The organism is Robertkochia flava (genome assembly GCF_020166515.1).
GTDB classification, from domain to species: Bacteria; Bacteroidota; Bacteroidia; order Flavobacteriales; family Flavobacteriaceae; genus Robertkochia; species Robertkochia flava.
In genome coordinates this window covers 567,410-591,058 of the sequence record NZ_JAINZT010000005.1, presented here as the reverse complement: position 1 = coordinate 591,058, position 23,649 = coordinate 567,410, and the positions used below count along the sequence as shown (strand labels likewise).

The 23,649-nt window shown below is 37.8% G+C and carries 13 protein-coding genes; 11 read left to right on the top strand and 2 right to left on the bottom strand.

Annotated elements, in window-relative coordinates; translation table 11 throughout:
* Positions 1–14 precede the first annotated feature (14 nt).
* Both K7R11_RS09015 and K7R11_RS09010 read right to left on the bottom strand, forming a co-directional pair.
* A complete protein-coding gene (locus K7R11_RS09015) occupies positions 15–1,973 on the bottom strand; it encodes a polysaccharide biosynthesis protein (protein WP_224490201.1) in 1,959 nt (652 codons plus the stop codon).
* The gene (locus tag K7R11_RS09010) at positions 1,970–3,103 is read right to left on the bottom strand and encodes a DegT/DnrJ/EryC1/StrS family aminotransferase (RefSeq protein ID WP_224490200.1); all 1,134 of its coding nucleotides are present in this window, start codon (positions 3,101–3,103) and stop codon (positions 1,970–1,972) included. Before K7R11_RS09010 ends, K7R11_RS09015 begins: the two co-directional genes overlap by 4 nt.
* Positions 3,104–3,492: 389 nt before the next feature.
* Here K7R11_RS09010 and K7R11_RS09005 point away from each other — a divergent pair, with 389 nt between their 5' ends.
* From K7R11_RS09005 to K7R11_RS08955, 11 genes are all read left to right on the top strand, one after another.
* Positions 3,493–4,893 (top strand): nucleotide sugar dehydrogenase, encoded by a 1,401-nt coding sequence (locus tag K7R11_RS09005; RefSeq protein ID WP_224490199.1) that lies wholly within the window; start codon positions 3,493–3,495, stop codon positions 4,891–4,893.
* Positions 4,894–5,284: 391 nt separating this feature from the next.
* Entirely contained in the window at positions 5,285–6,688 is a 1,404-nt protein-coding gene (locus K7R11_RS09000) for a hypothetical protein (RefSeq protein WP_224490198.1), read from the top strand.
* Positions 6,689–6,843: 155 nt separating this feature from the next.
* Positions 6,844–8,139, top strand: a complete 1,296-nt coding sequence (locus K7R11_RS08995) for a lipopolysaccharide biosynthesis protein (RefSeq protein ID WP_224490197.1) — start codon at positions 6,844–6,846, stop codon at positions 8,137–8,139.
* Positions 8,136–9,290 (top strand): O-antigen ligase family protein, encoded by a 1,155-nt coding sequence (locus tag K7R11_RS08990; RefSeq protein ID WP_224490196.1) that lies wholly within the window; start codon positions 8,136–8,138, stop codon positions 9,288–9,290. The genes K7R11_RS08995 and K7R11_RS08990 overlap by 4 nt, the downstream gene beginning before the upstream one ends.
* A gap of 153 nt (positions 9,291–9,443) precedes the next feature.
* Entirely contained in the window at positions 9,444–10,583 is a 1,140-nt protein-coding gene (locus K7R11_RS08985; RefSeq protein ID WP_224490195.1) for a glycosyltransferase family 4 protein, read from the top strand.
* A gap of 34 nt (positions 10,584–10,617) precedes the next feature.
* Positions 10,618–11,844 carry a glycosyltransferase family 4 protein gene (locus K7R11_RS08980; RefSeq protein WP_224490194.1) on the top strand — a complete coding sequence of 409 codons (1,227 nt, stop codon included), beginning with the start codon at positions 10,618–10,620 and terminating at the stop codon, positions 11,842–11,844.
* Between the two features lie 134 nt (positions 11,845–11,978).
* Positions 11,979–12,587 (top strand): sugar transferase, encoded by a 609-nt coding sequence (locus K7R11_RS08975; protein WP_224490193.1) that lies wholly within the window; start codon positions 11,979–11,981, stop codon positions 12,585–12,587.
* A gap of 6 nt (positions 12,588–12,593) precedes the next feature.
* The gene (locus tag K7R11_RS08970; RefSeq protein WP_224490192.1) at positions 12,594–13,634 is read left to right on the top strand and encodes a glycosyltransferase; all 1,041 of its coding nucleotides are present in this window, start codon (positions 12,594–12,596) and stop codon (positions 13,632–13,634) included.
* Positions 13,631–14,599: an ATP-grasp domain-containing protein gene (locus K7R11_RS08965; RefSeq protein WP_224490191.1), complete on the top strand. Its 969-nt coding sequence runs from the start codon at positions 13,631–13,633 to the stop codon at positions 14,597–14,599. Before K7R11_RS08970 ends, K7R11_RS08965 begins: the two co-directional genes overlap by 4 nt.
* Positions 14,583–15,239 (top strand): HAD family hydrolase, encoded by a 657-nt coding sequence (locus tag K7R11_RS08960; RefSeq protein WP_224490190.1) that lies wholly within the window; start codon positions 14,583–14,585, stop codon positions 15,237–15,239. The genes K7R11_RS08965 and K7R11_RS08960 overlap by 17 nt, the downstream gene beginning before the upstream one ends.
* A 444-nt stretch (positions 15,240–15,683) precedes the next feature.
* The gene (locus K7R11_RS08955) at positions 15,684–23,483 is read left to right on the top strand and encodes a malectin domain-containing carbohydrate-binding protein (protein ID WP_224490189.1); all 7,800 of its coding nucleotides are present in this window, start codon (positions 15,684–15,686) and stop codon (positions 23,481–23,483) included.
* The last annotated feature ends 166 nt before the right edge of the window (positions 23,484–23,649 follow it).

Genomic DNA, 23,649 nt, shown 5'->3' with positions numbered 1-23,649 from the left:
ATGGCTTTTCGCAATTAAATTCCTTTGTAGGGATTGAAGTTAAGTGATTGTAAAATGGAATAATTGGAGGCCCTTTCATCATCAGGATTATCTAGGACAGTAAAATCCGAATTCTTCGAAATATATTCCGGGACAATTTGCTTTAATTTAGCTACTATCATATTCTTATCGTTGTAAAGGTTTAGAACACACAAGGCTTCTATTTTTGCCTTCAGTCTTTGATAATCCAAGTCTTTAACCTTACTAATCATTATCTTTTCGTGATAGGTTGGCATAGTATCTTCTCCGTTAGCAAGAAGTTCTTCGTAGAGTTTTTCACCAGGACGTAATCCAGTAATTTTGATATCAATATCTTCCGGATATCTCAACCCGGACAATTTGATCATATTCTTAGCAAGATCAAAGATTTTTACGCATTCACCCATATCAAATATGAAAATTTCCCCACCTTGCCCCATACTTCCCGCTTCCAAAACCAGTTGAGACGCTTCAGGAATCGTCATAAAATATCTAGTTACTTCCGAATGTGTCACTGTGAGAGGACCGCCTTGCTCCAACTGTTTCCTAAATAATGGAATAACGGAACCATTAGAACCCAGTACATTACCAAAACGGGTTGTGATGAATTTTGTTGTATTCGTTTCTCGTTGTAAGGCTCCTATAAATATTTCCGCAGCTCTTTTTGTAGCCCCCATTACATTGGTGGGGTTTACAGCCTTATCGGTAGAAACCAGGACAAACTTATCTACCTTATGCTTTACTGCTGTATTTGCCAAAATACGTGTACCTGCAACGTTAATTTTTACAGCCTCGTACGGGTTCTCCTCCATTAGAGGAACATGTTTATACGCAGCAGCATGAAATATAATGTCTGGTTTATAATTACCCAGGATCGCATCCATTCCATGCGCATCCCTGACATCACTGACAATTGCCCTGAAATCAGTTTTACCTGCTCTTTTAAACTCCTGCTGCAAATCATAAAGTGCAGATTCTGCAATATCCAAGCAGATCAACTTTTCCAATGGGAAATGGGTTAATTGCCTGGCTATCTCGCTACCTATAGAACCCGCCGCACCAGTTACCAATACCGTTTTCCCGGTAAACTCTATAGAAAGTTCGGGATTATCAATTATGATAGGACTCCTTTCCAGAAGGTCCTCCAACTGGACTTGCTTTATTTGTTTTAAATCGATCTGTCCGTTGATCCACTGGTCTACCGGTGGGATGATCTTGACTTGAGGCACCAGGTCGACTATTTCGTTAATACTTTGTCGGAATTCATTCCCAGTCGTATCGGGTATCGCAATAATCACTTCATTTATCCTGTACCTTTGCACAAAATTCTTGTTGAAGGATGTTCTCGATAAAATAGGAGCACCATTAATACTACTGCCAACCTTGGCTTTATTATCATCAATAAAGGCTATCACCTTAATATTTTGCTTTATAGAGTTAGTTAAGGCATTATAGGTCATAATACCTGCATCTCCTGCTCCATATATAACGATCCGATCCATTAAGCGTAAATCGCTCATGATATACTTGTATGTAAGCTTGAAAGTCAGTCTCGAAGCGGCTAGTGCAACGAAATTGACAAAAGCATGCATAATGATAAAAAATATTGGAATCGTAAAGTTTTCCAATATCGTAAAGGAGCGATTTAAAAGCACTACGGCCACGGTAAAAGCAGTTATGAGCCCTACTGCTAGAGTCACTTTTAGAAGATCTCTTAATCCGGTATATCGTATGATTCCCTTGTAAGAGCCGGTAATAATAAAACTCAGCAGGGCCAAAAATCCGATAACTGGTAACTGAATCGCCAGAACCTCCAAATCAAAATTCAAAGAAAAGCCAAAACGCAAAAAATACACAAGGAAAAAAGTAAAAACGACCAAACATGTATCCATAGTCAGAACAATCCACTTGGATGCATATTTCGGAAGAAACCAGGGAAGGTATTTATTTATCATAATCTTATTTCATTTTTAATCACGCCGCAAATCCGGGTGAGTTCTATTTCCGTTAAATCCGATCCGCTGGGTAAACACAACCCTCGAGAAAAAAGAGCTTCGGATACTCCATTGAGATAAGCTTTATTACTCTTGTAGACCGGTTGAAGATGCATAGGCTTCCACAAGGGCCTCGATTCAATGTTATCCGCTAAGAGTGCCATTCTAATTCTTTCACGTAATTCTGCATTCCTTAATAGAATGCAGGTAAGCCATCGGTTTGAATAATAACCTTCAGGCTCGTCTAAAAAGCTGACTTCTTCAAGATCACCGAGTTCAGCACGGTAGAAAGCGTAATTCGACCTTCTTGCAGCTACCCGAGCCTTTAAAACTTCCATTTGCCCCCTGCCAATTCCTGCAGTTACATTACTCATTCTATAATTGAATCCAATCTCTGAGTGTTCATAATGAGGTGCATTATCTCTGGCTTGGGTTGCAAGAAAAACGGCCTTGTTCTTTAAAGTTTCATTTGGAGTTATTAAAGCTCCACCACCAGAGGTGGTTATAATTTTGTTCCCATTAAAGGATAGCACCGATAAATTACCAACTGTACCACAATTTATTCCCTTGTAAATACTACCTAATGCCTCAGCGCTATCTTCAATTACAGGAATATCATATTTCCTGGATATATCGTTGACACGTTCAACATTATAGGGCATTCCATACAAGTGAACCGCAATTAATGCTTTTGGTTTTTTACCTGTTTTTGCTAGGTCTAATATGCATGATTCCAATAAATCCGGACACAGATTCCAGGTATTGTCTTCGCTGTCGATAAAAACCGGCTCAGCTCCCAGGTAGGTAATAGGATTTGCACTGGCGGCAAAGGTGAAACTCTGGCATAAGACCACATCGCCGGGACCAACTCCACATAAAATTAAAGCAAGATGAAGAGCTGCGGTTCCGGAAGAAAGGGCAGCTACCTCCCTGAACCCTCCCAAATAGCTTTGAAGATCCTTTTCAAAACCTTCTACGTTAGGACCAAGAGGGGCAATCCAGTTAGTTCTAAAGGCCTCGTTAACATAGGAGATCTCCGAACCTCCCATGTGAGGGGAAGAAAGCCATATCTTTGTTTTTGTTGCAATCATCCGATCTTTCTATTAAACTAAGACCACTGATATCAGAAAAGTTTTGGAAGAACTGGGGGCATATCAATCTGCTATTTCATTAAAAATGCTACAATTACATTGTAAACATTTTGTAGATAACAGATTGCAAATAAAAGTATTAAACCATCCATGGTTTGAACACCTATTTCGGCAAAAAGGTATAATTATCGGCTAACTACTGTTATTCCAAAAGAATAAAATATCATAAGAAAAAGCCTTTAATATCAATGACTTACAAAAGACTCACAACTATTATCTAATGTTTGATTTAAAAGTGAAATTGTAGGGTTTTATCTAAAATATTTTAGAATAGTAAAGTCAGAATTTTCGAAATTCTATCTTTGTCATCCTTAAAAATTTATCAAGTAATGAGAAAAATTAAAAAGATCTGCTGTATCGGAGCGGGATATGTTGGTGGTCCCACCATGTCTGTTATAGCAAATAAATGCCCGGAGATTGAAGTTACTGTAGTTGACATTAATGAAAAGAGAATTGCAGCCTGGAACGATGATAACCTGAATAATTTACCTGTTTATGAACCAGGATTAGAAGCTATCATATCAGAATCAAGGAATAAAAACCTGTTCTTTTCTACCGAGGTCGATAAAGCTATTGACGAGGCAGATATGATCTTTATCTCTGTGAATACCCCAACCAAAACCTATGGAAAAGGTAAGGGAGAAGCCGCAGACCTTAAATATATAGAATTATGCGCCCGCAATATTGCCCGGGTAGCAAAGGATGATAAAATAGTGGTTGAAAAATCAACATTACCCGTTCGAACTGCACAAGCCATTAAAGACATCCTTCACAATACCGGAAATGGAGTTAACTATGAAATCTTGTCGAACCCGGAATTCCTGGCCGAGGGTACTGCTATAGACGACCTGCTTAACGCCGATCGTGTTTTAATCGGGGGCGACGATACAGCCTCGGGTAAAATCGCCAAAAACACTTTAAGTAAAATTTACGAACACTGGCTACCTAAGGAAAATATTATTCAAACCAACCTCTGGTCATCAGAGCTATCCAAATTAGTAGCTAATGCCTTCTTAGCGCAAAGAATTTCTTCAATAAATTCCATATCAGCCTTATGTGAGAAAACGGATGCCAATGTTGCTGAAGTAAGTAAAGCAATTGGACTGGATTCCCGAATTGGTCCTAAATTCCTAAATGCCTCCGTAGGCTTTGGGGGATCGTGTTTTCAAAAAGATATTTTAAACCTTGTATACATATGTAAATCCTATGGTCTTACTGAAGTTGCTGAATATTGGGATCAGGTGATAAAGATAAATGATTATCAGAAAAGGAGGTTCGCCGATAATATTGTTTCCACGCTATACAATACCGTTTCCGGGAAGAAGATCGCCTTTTATGGTTGGGCCTTTAAAAAAGACACTAACGATACCCGGGAATCTGCTGCCATTTACATTGCAGATACTTTGCTTGATGAACAGGCAGAGATTGTGGTCTACGATCCTAAAGTATCTGCAGAACAAATTTATGCTGACCTTGATTACCTGAACACCAGAAGTGAAGAAGAAAACCGTAAGTTGGTCAAGGTAGTTAATGATCCCCTGGAGGCTGCCAACGGTGCCCATGCCATAGCCATATTAACGGAATGGGATGAATTTAAATCCTTTGACTGGCAAAATATTTATGACCTTATGCTGAAGCCTGCATTCGTTTTTGACGGCAGGAGGATCTTAAACAAAGAACAAATGATGAATATTGGTTTTGATTTTTACCGAATAGGTGAAAGCAATTAGTCTTCCTCCACCATATCGTAAAAGCCCGAAATTATTCGGGCTTTTTTTATGCCTATAAGGTTCCTGTTCGATCTCCAATATGAACGCATACTCGCCTACGTGATTTACAAAGTTTATAATCTTTAGGTTGTCAGATTAAACAGCTAAATCATTGGTATTTTTGTTAATATCTGTTAAAATAAGGTAGTTGAACGTCTGTACTATGCATTTCATCGTATAAATACAGACGTTCATCTGACAATGCTGCGTATAATCGACATGAAATGTTAAACAATGTATTTCATCGAATAAAACTTACACTTCATTGTTACTTGACTGAATTTAAATAGTTTAGCAAAACCAAATCTTAAATCCCAATTTTACCATGGAAAGACTGAATAAACTTCGGCCTATGATGATTATTGTGCTTATTTCACAACTTTTTTTCGCCTGTGCAGCAGACCAGGACGAATTCATCGACGAGAATATAAATGACGAAGAAGAGGTAACAGAGGTGTATGCCGAAGCAACCATTTATTACGAAAAAGATAACGATAAATTCGCCGTTGTCTACAATAAAAACGGAGATAAAAAAACATTCGAAAACGGCAAGAAAGTTGGACATATAAAGGAACCTGCTCCAGATCCTATTACTCCGCCGGATGATGCCACCAATGTAGAGATTATCGAGGATGACGCCTGGACAGATGAGGAGGCCATTGATCAAACTTCTCCTGATACACAACCTGAAACTGATCCGGAACTAGGACAGGAACTTTCGGCTGAAGTTCAATATTGGAAAGATCGATTTGATCATGAATGGACAAATCCTGAAAATCATCTTGATAGCCTGGACGCACATACCAGATCTAAGAGTAAAAATCTCAATGCTGATTATTACTATCTCTCATGGTATATCGATGGTCTAAGTTCTATGTGGCAGGCTACCGGAGACACCGAGTATCTGGATGAGGCTCTTGTCCTAATCAATAATACACTTAATGATGCAGTAGACGTGGGAGGCGGATATAAAGGATGGCCGACTTCCGACGGAAAGGAATATCCCCTTTATGATAGCTATTACTGGAGACATGTAATTACTATTGTCAGAATTTTACACCAATCTCCAAACCTGAGGAGTACCAAAGATTATCAGGCTCAGTATGAAAAACTACTAGAGTTTTCTATAAAACACATATGGGATAAATGGACTACAAGAGGTGATAATCATATTTATAGAAGTAGAACCCACATGGCATCTCATTGGGCCAGGTTAGGTCTGGAATTGTATACAATTACCGGAGATCCTAAGTATAAGACTGTCTTCGATAATATATCTCATGGCGATATGCATAATTTTCCATCCAACCTTCGTGGACAATTGCAGCCGCATCCAAACAATCCTAATGCTATTATTTGGGCATCTGTTTGGGGAGCAACTTTGCCTAATGGGATTCAGGACACCCCCCATGCAGGAGCAGTGATAAGCTTTTGGGTATTGGCCTACGAGCAAAATGCCTATTGGACCAAAAATGATATCGATGGTTTAATCGTAACGCTTGACGAAGTAATCTGGAAAGATTCCTATGGGAGTAATTTCACGAAAAATGTAGATGGTTCAGGTGGATACGAGATTCCTTGGAGACTTCATGAATGGTTAACTTTAGGGAGATTTAGTCAAAAGATTCAGGATAAAATCAAGAACAATTATAACTCTTATGACAACCTAAGATCTTATGGATCTGAAGCACTAGGTATCGCAGCATTAAATGCTAAAATCCTGGAGGATGGAAAGGGAGTTTATCCTGAGCAATAAACAAAAACATATTACAATTGAAGAAACAGGCGGATTTTCCGCCTGTTTTTTTTTAACTAAACTCGTGGTTTATCGATAATTACTCCTCATTCATACAAATTATTATCCTTACTCACATACTTGTACGACTTTTAATCCCTTACTATCTAATGTAAATGATATCAAGGCTTGTAAACATTTTAGGAAAATACCGTTCGAGTAGTTATTTGAAAGATATTTTGGGGCAAGCAGGGTGGATGTCTCTGGGGCAATTAATCCCCGTTATTTTCAGTCCAATATTAACCCGCATGTACGATGAGTATGCATTAGCTGAAGTAACTGGAATGATGACTTTGGGCAGTCTTGTTTTAGTTTTTTCCTGCTTAAACCTAAACTCTCCAATTATTATTGAAAAAGATGACGAAAATTCCAAACAACTCCTTATTACTGGTCTTTCAACATCATTCGTAATATCAATTATTCTTCTTCTTTCAATTTATTTATTTCCTCAATTTTTTATTACAAATTTTAAAATAGATAATGTTGCTTATTATGTTCCTCTTTACGTTTTAAGTTTTTCATTTGTTAATCTGCTCTTTTCTTGGCAGATTCGTGTTAAACGATTTACGAGAAAAGCTCATGCAAAAATTATAGAATCTGTTTCTTACATTCTATTAGCCTTGCTGGCATTTGCCTTGGCCAATAGTAATATATGGGGTTTGGCATTAGGAAAGATTGGAGGGTTAGTCATTGCCCTGATATACATGTTTCTTTGCAGTCGAAATATCTTAATTAAACCTGACTGGAAAAAAGCTATTAACCTCATTAAAAAATACCGGGATTTCCCGTTATTTAATATGCCTTCTACCTTTATCAATGTCTTAAGCCTGCAGATTTTGATAATTTTCCTTGGAATTTATTATTCGAAGAGTGAGTTAGGATTCTTCAGTCTTGCAAATATGGTCGTTCTCGCACCAGTAGCTTTAATCTCTCAAAGTATAAGTGACATTTTTTTTCAAAAAGTAGTAGAGAATTTTAATCAAAAAAACTTTCAAAAGACCCGTTTAGTATTTTACAACACCTTATTATTGCTTACCATAATTGGGGTCCCTATCTTTCTTATCCTCCTTTTTGGAAGTAAAAGGCTATTTCCCTTAATTTTTGGATCCAATTGGCAAACTACGGGAGTTTTAGCAAGTATGCTATCTTTTATCTTTTTGTTTAAGGTAATAATCAGTCCGTTAGGCGTCATCCTCTTGGCAATAAATAGGGTTAAAACAAATTCCTTATGGCATATGGGTAGGTTCATTTTTCTTATGGCTATTCTATTCTATGCTGCGGACATTAAAAAGGTAGAGTTCTTTACCTTTATATTATATTATATTGTTGGGACAGCTATTTCATATATTTCTTATTTAATTATCATTATACTGGAAATTGAGAGGCTGCCGAAATACTACCCTAAGTCATGAGTAGTGATAAAATATACAGATATCAAAGTGTTCTACTTGCATTACTTTGGTTATCAGGTGCTGTAAAACCCTTTCTATTAAATTACATTGGCAGCATTGATCTAACCCTTATTATGATGTTATTAGCCCTGTTAGATATGGCCTTGCATTATAGAAATTTCTCACCAAATAAGGATTTTATTCAAGGTTTAATTCTACTCTTTTTATTTTATTCCATCATGGCCGTCAGTCTAAGCTATTCCCCTTCCTACGGCTATAAATACGAAAAAATGGTTGCCTTCTTTGCCAACATTATTTACTTCCTGTATCCGGTTTTTGTTAAAGAGGTTCAATTAAAGTCCATTGTTATGACCTATTTGGTTGTACTCATTCCAACGAGTATATTCTTTGTGAGTATGACTTCAATTCTTTGGTCAAGCGGAAGCGATTCGGTAACAGCATTTATGGATTTAAGAAGTAATTATCTCTCCATTGGATTTAATCTTGGTCTATTGTTCTTGATTTTATATCATCAAAAGAAAATACTTTGGCTGCAATTTTTATCTTTTTTTTTATTAATCGCCAGTGCAGCGAGAGGTGCTCTTATTTTCACCATTGCCTTGTTAGTTGTTGATATGTTTGTTAGGTATAGCAAAAAAAGTGAAATTTCATGGAACAGTTATTTTTTGAGTTTTACCGGGTTAATTGGAGCAATTTTAATCTTTAACCAAAAGATTATAAATTTCTTTTCCACTTCCATTAGACGATTTTCTAGTTTGGCTGAAGGTGGGGATGTATCTTCAGCATATCGCTTGGAAATGATGGAGTTTGCGGCTTTTACACCTTTTTCCAATCATGTAAATACCCTGAAAATGATCTTTGGTTATGGAATTGGCAGCTTTGGAATCACCTTCTATGATAAAGACGTCAGAGCATATCCTCACAATATATTCTTGGAAACTTTTTATGAATTAGGTCTATTAGGACTGGTATTATTTATAATGATTAAACTCCGAGTCCTTTATTCTCTAAGGTTAAAAACAAGCATTTTTTCCCTGCTTTACCTATTTGCCCTTTTAAACGCCATGAAATCAGGCTCCCTAAGTGACCTATGGATATATTTTAGCCTGGCTTCCCTGGTATTATTGGATAAAAAATATTCCTGGAGTTAATATTGAATATCCGGTAACTCCTCATTCTATACATTTAGACCATTATATTGTGACTTCCCCACGAAGTCCAAAACGACCCATTCATCTAATTGTCAGCTACATATATATTATGACAGTCTTTTTTTATTATGTTTAAAATAAAATTACCCATGTATGAATTGTCTTCATTTGTGTAATGATCTGCTTGGAAGCAAAGTTCACTTAAATTTATATCATCAACTCCATAGGATAGGCCTTCAGCAAAGCATCTTCTTTGCCTCAAGAAGAGAGCACAAGGGATTAAATGAGGTGAAATCGAAAAACCCTGATCTTAAAATTCTGACTAACAAGGTCCCCATTAATAAATTTCATAGAATATTTTTTAGGAGTAAAATCGAATTCTTATACGGTCATTTAATTCAACAAATTTCACCTAAAGATTATGATATAATTCATGCAACAACTCTTTTTAGTGATGGTGCTCTAGCATTCAAACTAAATCAAGAGTACGGGATACCTTATGTGGTAGCTATAAGGGCTACTGATATTGATTTATTCATGAAGTACAGATTTGACCTCTTTCCATTATGTTTACAGATTATAAGAAACGCTAAAAAAATCATATTCATAGCTGAATCCTTACATATAAAATTAAAAATGAAGTCCTTCTATACATTTTTAAAGAGTCAATTAGATCAAAAATCCGTTGCAATATATAATGGTATTGACGAGCAATGGCTACAAAATAGAAATTTCGAAAATACCTTAAATAATCCAATTAAGGTATTATTTGTGGGGAACCTGGTTTATAGAAAACATCCTTTAGAATTAATCAATGCAGTTAAGATTTTACACCAATCAGGATTAAAAATTAATTTAACCTTAGTTGGAAAAAAAGGAGATCAATTGACCCAGATACTTCAGGAAATCAATAAATATCCTGGTTTAATTTGTTACAGGGGAGAAATTAAATCCTTATGCGAAATGAAAGCTGTTTACAGATGTCATGATATTTTTGCTCTCCCTTCCGAAGGGGAGACTTTTGGTCTGGTCTATTTAGAAGCTCTCAGTCAGGGGCTGCCCATATTACTTTGTGCAAATCAAGGAATAGATGGTATAATTGATAATTTTCCAGGGGTGAGGATAGCCAAACCAACACCATTAAATATTTCTCAAGGCCTGGAAAGAATAATTTTAGATTATCCAACTTATGACTTTTGCTCGTTAGACATGGATGAATTTTACTGGAGCAATGTAGCTAAAAAATATAAAGCGCTTTTTGAAGCAAACACTAAACAGGAAATCAATCAATAATGCCATTATTTTATCCAAAACAAGACAATCGAATATGAAAATCATATATATTCATCAGTATTTTACGTTGCCGGAAACTAGTGGAAATACGAGATCTTATGATCTAGCCATGAGCTTCGTAAAACAGGGGCATAGGGTCGAGTTCCTAACTACCTCCTGTAATATTAAAGGTGATTTTCATGACGGATGGAATATACTTCCTTTAAATGAAAACATTACCTTAAACGTGCTTAAAACCAGAAAATATGATAACTCACTCTCTACTTTCCAAAGAATCAAATTTTTCTTTCATTTTCTCTGGTTTAGTTCAGTGAAAATCCTCAATATCCCCGCGGAATTGGTCATTGCCACCTCTACTCCATTGACCGTAGGAATTCCGGCATTAATCAAATCCTGGTTTGGAAAAACCCCCTTTATATTTGAAGTCCGGGATGTCTGGCCGGAAGCAGTTATCGCAATCGGAGCTATCAAAAACAGTATGGTCATCAAAAGTCTTGAATTACTGGAAGGAATTATCTACAAAAATTCTAAACACATTGTAGCACTCTCCACCGACATGAAAAAATCTATTGTACACAGATATCCTGAATTGGAAAAAAATATTACTGTTATTGAAAATCTTTCCGTAATAAATAGATTCACTGTTTCAGAATCAAAAATAAATGGGGTCCCTGTTCAATTTAAAAAGAATAATAAGTTTAAAATTGTATACGCCGGCGCCTTCGGAAAAGTAAACGCACTTGAATATGTAGTAGAACTCGCCTTCTTACTTCTTCCCTTAGAGCCCAACATAACTTTTATTCTCATAGGTAATGGAGCAGAAAAAAACAACGTAATCGAGAGAGCAAAGCGATTGGGAGTCTTTGATAAGAATTTATTCATATTAGATCCCGTTTCCAAAAATGATCTACCCCCCATATATTCTCACACTGAAATGGGCAGTTCTTTCGTTGCACCTATAAAGGAATTATGGAGTAACTCGGCTAATAAATTTTTTGATACTCTGGCTGCTGGAAAACCCATACTAATCAATTATGAAGGATGGCAAAGTGAGGTAATAAAAAATGCAAATGTCGGCTATGTTCTCCCTTATGATCTTAAAAATATCACGAAAGAAGACCTGTTATCATTTATTCACTATACCAGAAATACTCCTTTGCAGATTGAGCAAAGACTTAATGCAAAAAAACTATCCAGAAGATATTCACTTGAAACGGCTAGCGAAAAATACTTAAATATTATTGAGTTATTTCCTACATGAAATTTACCACACAGAGTAATCCCGAAATCATTAAATCCTTATTATCAGATATTTCAGCTATTTATCTAGTTTAGTAAAGTCAACGAATTAAGCCATGTAAATTAGAATTCGAAAAGACATAAGCTTTGTTCTTCATGTACACTAATTTTTTAAAAGTTACCCTGGATCTCATTGTGGCCTCAGTCACCCTTCTGGTGTTGAGTCCGGTTATGATAATTATTTTCTTGGTTCTGAAACTTACCTCAACAGAACCCGTTTTATTCACCCAGGTCCGTCCAGGTAAAAATGAAAAACTATTTAAGATTATGAAATTCAGAACCATGACTAATTTAAGGGGGCCTAATAACCAGTTGTTGGATGATAATGAGAGGATTACTGCTCTAGGTGCCTTTTTAAGAAAATATTCTTTAGATGAGTTACCACAACTCTTCAATGTAATAAAGGGAGAAATGAGCTTTGTTGGACCCAGGCCTCTATTACCAGAGTATCTTCCTCTTTATAATAGTCTCCACAAAAGGCGACATGAAGTTAAACCAGGAATTACAGGATGGGCGCAGGTTAACGGCAGAAATGCAATAGACTGGGATACTAAACTAGATCTCGATATCTGGTATGTAGACCATATCTCTTTTCTATTGGATCTTCAAATTCTGTTTAAAACGTTCCTGAAAATTTTTAATAATTCAGACGTGTCCTCAGCAACTCACGCCACAATGGAAAAATTTACAGGCAGTAAAACTTAAAGTATTATGAAACTGAGTATCATCCTCCCTACTTACAATCAGGAAAAGCTTTTAGGTCGTTGTTTAGATAGTCTGTTGAACCAGCAGTTAGACTCTCGGGAATATGAAATTATCATCGTGAATGACGAGTCAAAAGACAATACACTAGAGGTCGCCAGGAGTTACGAGAGTCGTTACCCGAATGTAAAGGTCATAGATAGAAAAAATGGAGGGGCGGGAGCTGCCAGAAATACAGGAATGGATGCGGCCGAAGGCGACTATTTACATTTTGTAGATCCTGATGATTATGTCACCGAAGATTGCTACAGACATTTGATTGCATTGACCGATACTTTACATCCCGAAATTTTGTGCTTTGAACACAAGAAAACGAAGGAAGGAAATGATGTGATCCCCCTTAATCCATACCAACTGTCGCTCAAAGATTACCAAATTTTCTCCGGACCGGAATATATCGCTACTCATAAATATCATAATGAGGTTTGGTGGTACCTGATTCGAAAAGATTTTATTCTAAGCAAGGGAATTAGGTTCATTGAAGGAAAGTGGATGGAGGATGTAATTCTAACCCCTACCCTTTTTCTACAGGTCGAAAAACTTGTTAAAACCAACCTGGATGTATACAGGCATGTGATTATGCCCAATTCTGCCATGACCAGAAAAGAGCCTTCACACTACAATAAACTGATTAAAGATATAGAAGATGCTACCTATGTATTTAATGATTTGATAAATAGTATTCCTGAAGATAATGCAACCAGTATAGCCTGTCGAAAACGGATTAAAACGAAACAACAATCCCTGGTCTTCTTCATGTTAGTACGTTTAATGAAATCGAACCTCCCTATTAACACCATCAGCCCCAAATTAAATGGTTTTAAAAACATCAAGGCCTATCCTTTGGACCAATTCGTAGGGGAAGATTACCAGGGAGCAGGGTATTCCATCCTTACTTTGATTTTCAATAATGAAAAAGTCATGTATCCCTTCATGAAAGTATTCAGATCCGTCTACAGACCTGCTTTAAAAATCTATGCGCTCTTATGAATATATTAATTACTTCAGCAGGGAAAAGGGTTTCCTTATTGCAAGCTTTTCAATCGGAAGCTTCAAAAATTGATAAACAAATCTCTGTGATTTGTTGCGATGCATCTCCGGAGCTTTCCGCAGCGTGTCAGATGGCTGAAATCTCCTTCAAGGTACCCAGATTGAACAGTGACGTTTATATAGACGAGTTGTTACAAAGATGCAAAGATCACAGCATAAAGCTTATTATTCCTACAATAGATACAGAATTGTTCCTTTTATCAGAGAATCGTTCCCGATTTCTTGAGGAAGGAATAATACCAGTTATATCAGAAGTGAATGTTATTGGTATGACAAGAGATAAAAGGAAAACACACGCTTTTTTTAATAAACATGGAATTCTTACTGCCAGGGAATATACCCGTGAACAGCCGGAATTCCCTCTATTTCTGAAACCCTATGATGGCAGCCGCAGTGTCGATATTTATCTTATTAGAAGAAAAGAGGACTTAAAAGTGAAGCATTTAAATAATGAGAAACTCATGTTTCTCGAATACCTGGACCACAATGAATATGATGAATTCACCTGTGATCTTTACTACAATAAGAATAATGAACTTTCATGTGTAGTGCCCAGAAAACGGATTGAGGTAAGAGACGGAGAGGTGAATAAGGGAGTGACTAGCAAAAATGAAATAGAAGTTCTTATACGTGAAAAATTAGCAAATATTAAAGGAGCTATCGGTTGTCTGACTGCTCAATTCTTCATGCATAAGACCTCTAAAAAGATTGTTGGCATTGAGATCAATGCCCGGTTTGGAGGGGGATACCCCCTTACCTACCTGGCCGGAGCAAATTATCCGCAATGGATCATTATGGAATATCTAATGAACAAAGAAGTGTCGAATAAATTTGATACCTGGGAAGATTCATTACTCATGCTCAGATACGATAAAGAAGTTCTTGTTCATGGATTTAGAGGTTAATTATAACACAGTAGTTGTTTTCGATCTGGATGACACCCTCTATAACGAGGTTGATTTTGTGCGATCTGCATTTCGTGAAATAGCAATGACCACTGACCCTGTTCAATGGCAGGAGCTATATGCAATAATGTTCTCCTTTTTCAGAAGAAAAAAAGATGTCTTTGCCTATTTGGTTAAAAACTTTGAACTGGATAAAGATCACCTTATACAAGTCTATAGAAATCATAAGCCCGATATTTATCTTCGTCCTTATGTTAAAGAGGTCATGGAGCAAATAAAACAAAGGAACGGTGTCATCGGTCTAATAACGGATGGAAGGAGCATTACACAAACTAATAAAATTGAGGAGCTACACATAGGTTCTTATTTCGATTTCATTCATATCTCGGAAGAATCTGGCCATGAGAAAACTTCAGCATATAATTTTGAGCGGGTAAGTGAAAAGTATCCGGGTTTTCAATTATTCTACATTGGAGATAATCCCGCCAAGGATTTCTATCATCCAAACCAAGCCGGATGGGCCACCATAGGAATTTTGGACAATGGCCTACATATCCATAATCAAAATATATGTGAGCAGAAAAAGGAATATCTCCCGGATAATTGGATCTGGAATTTCAAGGATTTAAAGATTTCCTGAGAAAAAGTCGTAAGCTTTACAATTAGAAGATCCTGATCCCGGAGGATAAAGCATTCAACAAAAATTATCTAAGCTACCTTAATCATATAGATAATCCTTTGACACAATACTTTTGTCTTCTGGGAATGTGAGATTTTACGGTATATACGAATCAAACTTGAATTTAAAAACCATACTTGACTTACCTTTTGAATATCAGTAAGATACAGCCTAATATACACTTGCATCATCAACGAAATATAGCTTACCTTAATCGATTAATAACCGTTCCTAGCAAATAAATTTAGAATTTTACTTTACCCCTCCCATTAACTGGATGATTAATAGCTAAATATCAGTTCTAAATTGGAGGCTATGGTTAAACTAATACCTTATTTATTTCATAGTTCACTTTTTAATATTCTTAATTCACGATACTTAAGGTGTTTTGTCTTAAGCTTTGCTGTGAGTATTAATTTGCTGAACGCTCAGGCGCCATCCTGGGGTGCCGCTGGTTTGGAGAATGAAAACCTGGTAAACCCGACCTCTCTGGATTTCGGCCCTAACGGAAAGTTGTATGTATCCCAGCAGGATGGATTAATCTGGGAATATACAGTGGAGCGGGATAATGCGCCCGCAGGAGAGGGAAGCTACACGGTTAAGCAGGGAAATGTTATAACTCTTATAAAAAACAATACCCAGAATCATAATGACGATGGTAACTTAAACAATACCAAAATCAGGCAGATCACTGGTATTCTTGCTACCGGAACTGCTGAGAATCCGGTTTTATATGTTACCTCGTCCGATTGGCGTATCGGAGGGAAAAATCAGCCGGGAAACGATGTAAACTTAGATACAAATTCCGGCGTGCTCTCCCGACTTACCTGGAACGGTAACAACTGGGACAAAGTAGAACTGGTAAGGGGCCTGCCCCGATGTGAAGAGAATCATTCCACAAATGGAATGGAATTATTCACCAAAAACGGAAATCAATACTTATTTATTCAGCAAGGGGGCAATACCAATCAGGGGGCTCCAAGTAATAATTTTGCTGGTTCCTCTGAATATTTTCTTGCAGGAGCATTGCTTATTGTTAATCTTACCCAATTAGAGAATATTGAACAAAGTAACGGAGGGCCTTTTACCGATTTAAGAGATAACAACTCGAAATACATTTACGATCTGCCGACCCTGAATGATCCGGAACGACCTGATATTGATAACAGCAGTCCTGATTTCCCCTATGGGCCGGGACATCCTCTTTATAATGCTACCATAGATAAGGGAGATCCCTTTGGAGGCAATAATGGTCTGAATCAGTCATTTCCCGAGCCCAACGGTCCTGTACAGATTTTTTCTCCGGGCTATCGCAATGCCTATGACATCGTGGTGACAGCAAAAGGCGATATCTACACATTTGATAATGGCCCGAATGGGGGGTGGGGAGGTCCGCCTCTTATCAGAACCCAAAACGGATCCATAAAAGGAGACGATTACTCTACTTCTTTTAATCCTGGTTCAGGAGATTACGTCACAAATGAATTTAATTATTCGAACGGGAAAACCCATTCCGATCAGCTGCATTATGTGGGTAACATCAATGACCCCAATAACACCTATTATGCCGGTCACCCGGTACCAATTAGGGCATTTCCTTCGAAGGCAGAAGTTATCGAATACGAATATAATGGGAACGAGTGGATCATTTCAAAGAGATTCAATTGGGCCGAACTTATAGAAGGTGTTTCAGGATACTTTCAACAGAATTTCTCCATGAATGACTTCCCCGATGATCCCAGACAAGGATTTTATACTACTGATGAAATTAATAATCCAGATCTTAACATGCTGGACTTTGTACCCTCTTCTACCAACGGAATGTGTGAGTACACCGCAAGCAACTTCAATAACCAGTTAAAAGGTAATTTATTTGCCGCATCGTTTAATGGAAATATTAACCGTTATGTCATTGAACCGAATAACCACACCCTTATTGAAAAAAATAATACCTACCTCAGCGGATTTGGAAGTATTCCCCTTGACGTGATTGCACAGGGCGATGATGAGATCTTTCCAGGAACCATTTGGGCCGCCACTTACGGAGAAGATAATATAACCATATTTGAACCGGCCGATTTTGGCCAGTGCTTTTCTCCGGATGAGGAGGGATATGATCCAGAGGCGGATTATGACAAAGACGGATTTTCCAACGCAGATGAGGTAGCGAATCAGACCGACCATTGTTCAGCTGGTTCAAAACCAGCGGATGCTGATGGTGACTTTATTTCTGATCTGATTGATACTGATGATGATAATGATGGCATTCCGGACAAAGAAGACACATTTGCGTTAGACCCCTTAAATGGGACAGGAACAGACTTACCAATTACCTACCCCTTTTGGAATAACGATCCGGGTACCGGGATGTTCGGTCTTGGATTTACCGGACTCATGCTCGATCCTTCAGGGCAAACAGATTACCTTGAAACATTTGATCCGGAGAATATGTCTTTTGGGGGAGCCGGAGGGAAAGCTACAATAGACTTTACCACTCCAGGCGATGCTTTGGAGCAAAAAAATAATCAGGATTATGCATTTCAATTCGGCGTAAATGTTGATGAAAACTCAAATCCGTTTACCGTCCATACAAAAATTGAAACTCCTTTTAATGGCGAACGTCCTTTAGAAGGTCAGTCTTACGGAGCTTATATAGGTACCGGCGATCAGGACAATTATCTTAAGGTGGTTTTAATGAATGGTTCCAATCAAAATGACAATCTCGACGGAATTGCAATAGTACTGGAAACTCAGGGAAATACTGAAATACAGATTATAGATATCCCAGGCATTTTGGGAGCTATCGGGGTGGATTTATATATGGGAATCAACCCCAAAACCAAAACCATGCAAGCTTCATATTCCCTTGATAATGGTCAAACGGTACTCGCATTAGGCAATGAATTATTGCTGCCGGATAATTTTTTTACCCCTGATGATAACCATGGATTGGCAGTGGGTATAATTAGTACTGCAGGAAATTCAGGAGTTGGCTTTACGGCTACATGGGATTTTTTAAATGTCACTGAAGATCAACCCAATACACTGACTGCTAATCCGGATGCCATCGACTTTGGGATTACTACTATTAACAGCAATCCCTCAGGAATCAGTTTAGAATTGTTTAATCTCGGAGGAAATGAAGATCCGGTTATTGAGATCACCGATCTTAAAATCATTAACGATGCGGAGCAAATATTCAGTGTGAATCAAAATCTGCCTATCAGCATAGGTACAGGTGTGATACAACAGATTCCGGTTACAATTACCCCAAATGATATTACCGGAAAAAAAACGGGCGACCTTGAGATTACCCATAGCGGAATTAACAGCCCTTTGGTGATCCCCTTATCAGTGGAATTGGAAAATGCTAAGATTGAAGAACCCATAGTTCGCATCAATGCAGGTGCATTGACCAATTTCCTGGCTACAGACGGAGGACCGGTTTGGGAGGCTACGGCAAGTAACGGATTTTACAAAGGAAGTTTTTTTGAAGTAAATACAGGAATTAATTACAATACACAATTTAGTTATAACTTAAGACATGAGAGTATTCCTTCATATGTCGATCAACCCTCTTTTAACGAGATTTTTAGTCATGAAAGGTTTGATAGTGCTTCGGGGGAAGAAATGAAATTCAGTATCCCATTAAAAAATGATACCTATGCGATAAGAATTTATCTTGGGACAAACTTTAATGGCACAAGTGAAATCGGTAGTCGGGAATTTGACATCCTTGTAGAAGGCCAGGTCGTAAAACCTGCATTCGACCCTGTTTTGGAGTTTGGATTCGGAAAAGCCGGAATGCTTGAATTCCCGGTGAATCTGCAAGACGGGAATTTGAATATATCCTTCACCCATATCACCGAAAACCCCAACATCTACGCAATTGAAGTGCTTGGTTATTCCCTGTTCAATGGGGTAAATGCACAGGCCCTTGCCTTTCCTGTAAAAGGTACTGCTCCTCTGGAGGTTGCATTTAATGGCAGTGGCTCCAGTGCCTTTAATAATCTGGAGTCCTATGAATGGGATTTCGGCGATAATTCCTCCTCTACAGAAATCAATCCGATCCATACATTTACCTCCTCCGGAAAATATACGGTTACATTAACTGTTTCTGACGGGAAAAATCAGGATACAGATACCTTAACCATCACGGTAGATGAGCCAGTAAAACCAGAAGATTTTGCCTTATTGATCAATGCTGGTGGTGAAGAAATTACCTATAATGGGAAAATCTTCAAACAAGATCAATATTTTAACGGAGGAGATATCTACAATAATAAGCAGGCAGAAGTTCCTAATATTTACCGAACAGAAAGAAACAGCAGTGAATCTTTAAGTTATGGCATACCAGTAACCAATGGGACCTATGAACTAAACCTCCATTTCGCTGAAATATATTTTGGAGCCAATGGTGGCTTCTATGCTGTTGATCCCGGGCAACGTGTCTTTGATGTATATATTGAGGATAGCCTTGTACTCGATAATTACGACATCCTGAAAGAAGTTGGCCCCGAAACACCCGATATAAGAACATTTACGCAAAAAATATCAGATGGTGAGATAAACATATTCTTAACTTCATCGTTTTCGACCGGAGGAGTTGGTAGCGCAAAAATTTCTGCACTGGAGATTTATGGACTGGACCCTAATGGTAAATTTTCACCTCTTGTGGTCGAAAGTATTCCCGATCAATACAATGATGAGGGAGAAACTCCAAACCTATCTATTAATGCCTCAGGAGGAGATCCATCAGAAAACTTTACATATTCGATTTCAGGACAACCTCGGGGGATAAATATAGAGCCCACCAACGGAATGGTCTTTGGTGTTGTAAGTTCTGGGGCCAGAACAGAAGGTCCCAATTCGGATGGTGTATACAACGTAACTATAACTGTTTCAAAAACTGGATCGCAACCTGTCCAAACTGAATTTACCTGGACAATTACACCAGCACTGAATGAATGGTTCAATAAAGATGAAAATGAAAATTATACAGCCAGACATGAATGTTCCTTTGTTCAGGCAGGACAAAGCTTTTTCCTGATGGGAGGAAGGGAAAACGCAAACAGCGTAGACGTTTACGATTATCAGAATAACAATTGGTCAAACCTTGACAACAATACTCCTTTTGAATTCAATCATTTTCAGGCTGTAGAATATCAGGGCTACATTTGGGTAATAGGCGCATTTCAAACCAATTCCTATCCAAATGAAATTCCTGCGGAGTCAATCTGGATATTTAATCCTTTAACTTATGAATGGAAAAAAGGACCGGACATACCTGAATCCAGACGCAGAGGCTCCTCTGGACTTGTAGTTTACAATGATAAATTCTACATAGTGGGAGGAAATACAGACGGACACGATGGCGGATATGTCCCCTATTTTGACAGCTATGACCCTATAACTGGTGAATGGAATGTACTACCCGATGCCCCTCATGCCAGAGATCATTTTCATGCCGTTTTAGCCGATAATAAACTATATGCCATCGGAGGTAGGCTTTCCGGTGGGAACGGAGGGGTATTTACCCCGATTATACCTGAGGTTGACGTTTACGATTTCAATACGAACTCCTGGGAAACCCTTGATCCATCTTCTAATATCCCCACACCCAGGGCAGGCGCCATAACGGTGAATTTCAAAAATAAGATTTATGTTGCAGGAGGTGAGGTAAATAACTCTCCCGAAGCCTTTAAGATAACTGAGATATTTGACCCGGTTAGTCAGCAATGGACAGTGGGAGATGATATGAATCATAATCGTCATGGCACCCAGGGTATCGTTTCCGGAAATGGAATATTTGTAGCGGGTGGTTCCCCTGTAAAAGGGGGAGGAAACCAGAAAAATATGGAGTATTACAACTATGATACCCCATCCGGGATAAAGTTAATTAATAGTAAAATTAATCTCCCTTCGCAGGTGGTTTTCAAACCAGGGGAAACTAAAATCATTGAAACCTATGTTAGAGATGGTAATATGGCAATTTTACCGGATTCTTTGACCATTACCGGATCGAGTTCAAATCTTTTTAAAATAGAGAATGTAACCCTTCCTGAATTGATAAAATCGAATTCTACTATAACATTTGAAATTACATACACTGGAGAAGGGCAATTCGATGCAGCTAATTTTACTCTCTATTATAATAACGATCAAAAAGTTTCGGTTAATCTAACATCTAATGATATCCCGAATACATTGGAGCTTATCCCAATTTTGAGAATAAACACGGGAGGAGAAGGAATTGTTTCAATGGATGAAGGACCTGATTGGTTTCCGGATAATAAGAATGGAACTCAAAAATATGATGATTTCACAGTTAACGGAGGTAGCGTATATAATGGAACTGATCTCAATTATTTTGACAAAAATGGGTCTATCCCGAATTATATCGATAAAAGTACATTTGAACAACTGTTTTCTTCCGAGAAATATAATGCCAAATCTGAACTGAAATACAGTATTCCTGTCGTCAATGGTACTTATGTAGTGAACCTGTATTTTGGAACCTCATTTGAAAAAACAAGTTCTGTTGGAGATAGGTTGTTTAGCATAACCTTGGAGAAAGAAGTTGTAGATCCTCAATTTGATGTGATTAAGAAATTTGGATTTAAAATTGGAGGAATGTTCTCCAAAGAAGTTTTAGTAGAAGATGGGGAATTAAATATAGATTTAAAAGGTATCGTTCAAAATCCATTTATCAATGGAATTGAAATATTAATTGACCCTAGAAACTATAATGAGCCTCCGATAGCTAAAATTAGCACTGATAAAAATACCGGTTATAATCCGCTTTCCGTCAGCTTCTCTGCCAGGCAGTCCACAGATGATTATGGTATAAACACCTACGCCTGGGACCTTGGAAATGGAGACATCGCTAGCGGGCAAGACTTAAATTATACCTTTGAGGAACCCGGAGAGTACCTGGTTACTCTTACCATAGCAGATCGTTATGGTCTTACAGGTACCGATACTACCACCATCAAGGTTATAGAACGCCCAGAACCTGACCTGGTGAGCAATCGCGATACCTTAGATTTCGGGAAACACATCATCGATGGCGAGATCGCCAATATGGAATTAATTTTAACGAATCCTTCTCAGGAATTCAATGGAATAAATAATATAAGTTCTATTTCCATTAGAGGTGAAGACGCTTTCTTATTTGAGCATGAGTTTGAAATACCTGCTTCGTTAAATACAGCCTCAAGTATTGCGGCGGATATAACCTTTAATCCTGCAACACAAACCATTGGTAAAAAAAAGGCCTTGTTACAGGTTGTTCATAATGGTGAAAACTCTCCCCTGGAAATTATCCTGCAGGCCGAGGTAATTAACAACCCCGAACTTAAACCTCTTTATCGAATCAATGTTGGTGGAGATGTCACAGTAAAAGCCAACGATAATGGCCCGGATTGGGAAAAAAATCCGGATGACGGATATTACCTGGGTACCTATTATGAGGTTTTTGGAGGTAAAAACAATAAGGGAGAATTGAACTATAGTGACAGAAACAGTTCCATCCCCCCTTACCTGGATGAATCTACCTATCTGCAACTTTATTCTACGGAAAGGAATGTGGATATGAACGACCCACAAATGGAATTTGAAATCATCGTTCCGAATGGTGATTACGTACTCAACATTTACCTGGGCAGGGAAGATGAAAACAATGTCGTGTATGATCTTAGCGTAGAAAATGTTGAAATAAAGAACCTGGATCTGGGAAAACTTATATCCAGTAAGCAATCTGCTATGATGAGCATACCGGCAACCGTTACGGATGATCGACTTAATTTCTTAATCAATGTCCTTGATGGTACGTATTCGCTATTTGCATTAGAGGTATTATCTGCTAAAAATGTAGAATTAGAAGACCTTATTACCTTCGATGATGAAAGAGGAAATATCGCATTAAATATATTCCCAAATCCGGCAGCTGAAGAAGTGAATTTCCTTTACGGAAATAGCGGGATTCCATTAAAGACTATTCAGCTCTTCGACCTGAATGGAAGGCTCATTAAAGGTTTTGATCCCTCAGCATTAAAATCAAGTGCACCTTTGTCAAACAAAGAGAACAGCAGGTTATACACCCTCCCTCTTGAAGGGCTCTCTCGTGGCTTATATATACTAAGTCTGGAAAATGATAACGGTGACCAAAAGAAAGCCAAGCTCGTAATAAGTAAACCCAGATAATACGAACGCGCACTTAAAGCTATGCTAAGAAAGATATCGGGTGATCTTTTACAAGTCCCACAGCATACCCTGTAAATTAAATGTGAATTGAATATTCAATAACTAGGAAACTAAAATCTTTAAAACTATTATTCCATTCGCTGAAAAATAAAATGATCAGGTAGCA

Excerpts from the sequence above, each read along its gene's own strand:
- K7R11_RS08960 (WP_224490190.1), top strand. The coding sequence starts at position 14,583 with ATGGATTTAGAGGTTAATTATAACACAGTAGTTGTTTTCGATCTGGAT.
- K7R11_RS08985 (WP_224490195.1), top strand. The coding sequence starts at position 9,444 with ATGAATTGTCTTCATTTGTGTAATGATCTGCTTGGAAGCAAAGTTCAC.
- K7R11_RS08975 (WP_224490193.1), top strand. The coding sequence starts at position 11,979 with ATGTACACTAATTTTTTAAAAGTTACCCTGGATCTCATTGTGGCCTCA.
- K7R11_RS09015 (WP_224490201.1), bottom strand. The coding sequence starts at position 1,973 with ATGATAAATAAATACCTTCCCTGGTTTCTTCCGAAATATGCATCCAAG.
- K7R11_RS09010 (WP_224490200.1), bottom strand. The coding sequence starts at position 3,103 with ATGATTGCAACAAAAACAAAGATATGGCTTTCTTCCCCTCACATGGGA.
- K7R11_RS09000 (WP_224490198.1), top strand. The coding sequence starts at position 5,285 with ATGATGATTATTGTGCTTATTTCACAACTTTTTTTCGCCTGTGCAGCA.
- K7R11_RS08965 (WP_224490191.1), top strand. The coding sequence starts at position 13,631 with ATGAATATATTAATTACTTCAGCAGGGAAAAGGGTTTCCTTATTGCAA.
- K7R11_RS09005 (WP_224490199.1), top strand. The coding sequence starts at position 3,493 with ATGAGAAAAATTAAAAAGATCTGCTGTATCGGAGCGGGATATGTTGGT.
- K7R11_RS08990 (WP_224490196.1), top strand. The coding sequence starts at position 8,136 with ATGAGTAGTGATAAAATATACAGATATCAAAGTGTTCTACTTGCATTA.
- K7R11_RS08980 (WP_224490194.1), top strand. The coding sequence starts at position 10,618 with ATGAAAATCATATATATTCATCAGTATTTTACGTTGCCGGAAACTAGT.
- K7R11_RS08995 (WP_224490197.1), top strand. The coding sequence starts at position 6,844 with ATGATATCAAGGCTTGTAAACATTTTAGGAAAATACCGTTCGAGTAGT.
- K7R11_RS08970 (WP_224490192.1), top strand. The coding sequence starts at position 12,594 with ATGAAACTGAGTATCATCCTCCCTACTTACAATCAGGAAAAGCTTTTA.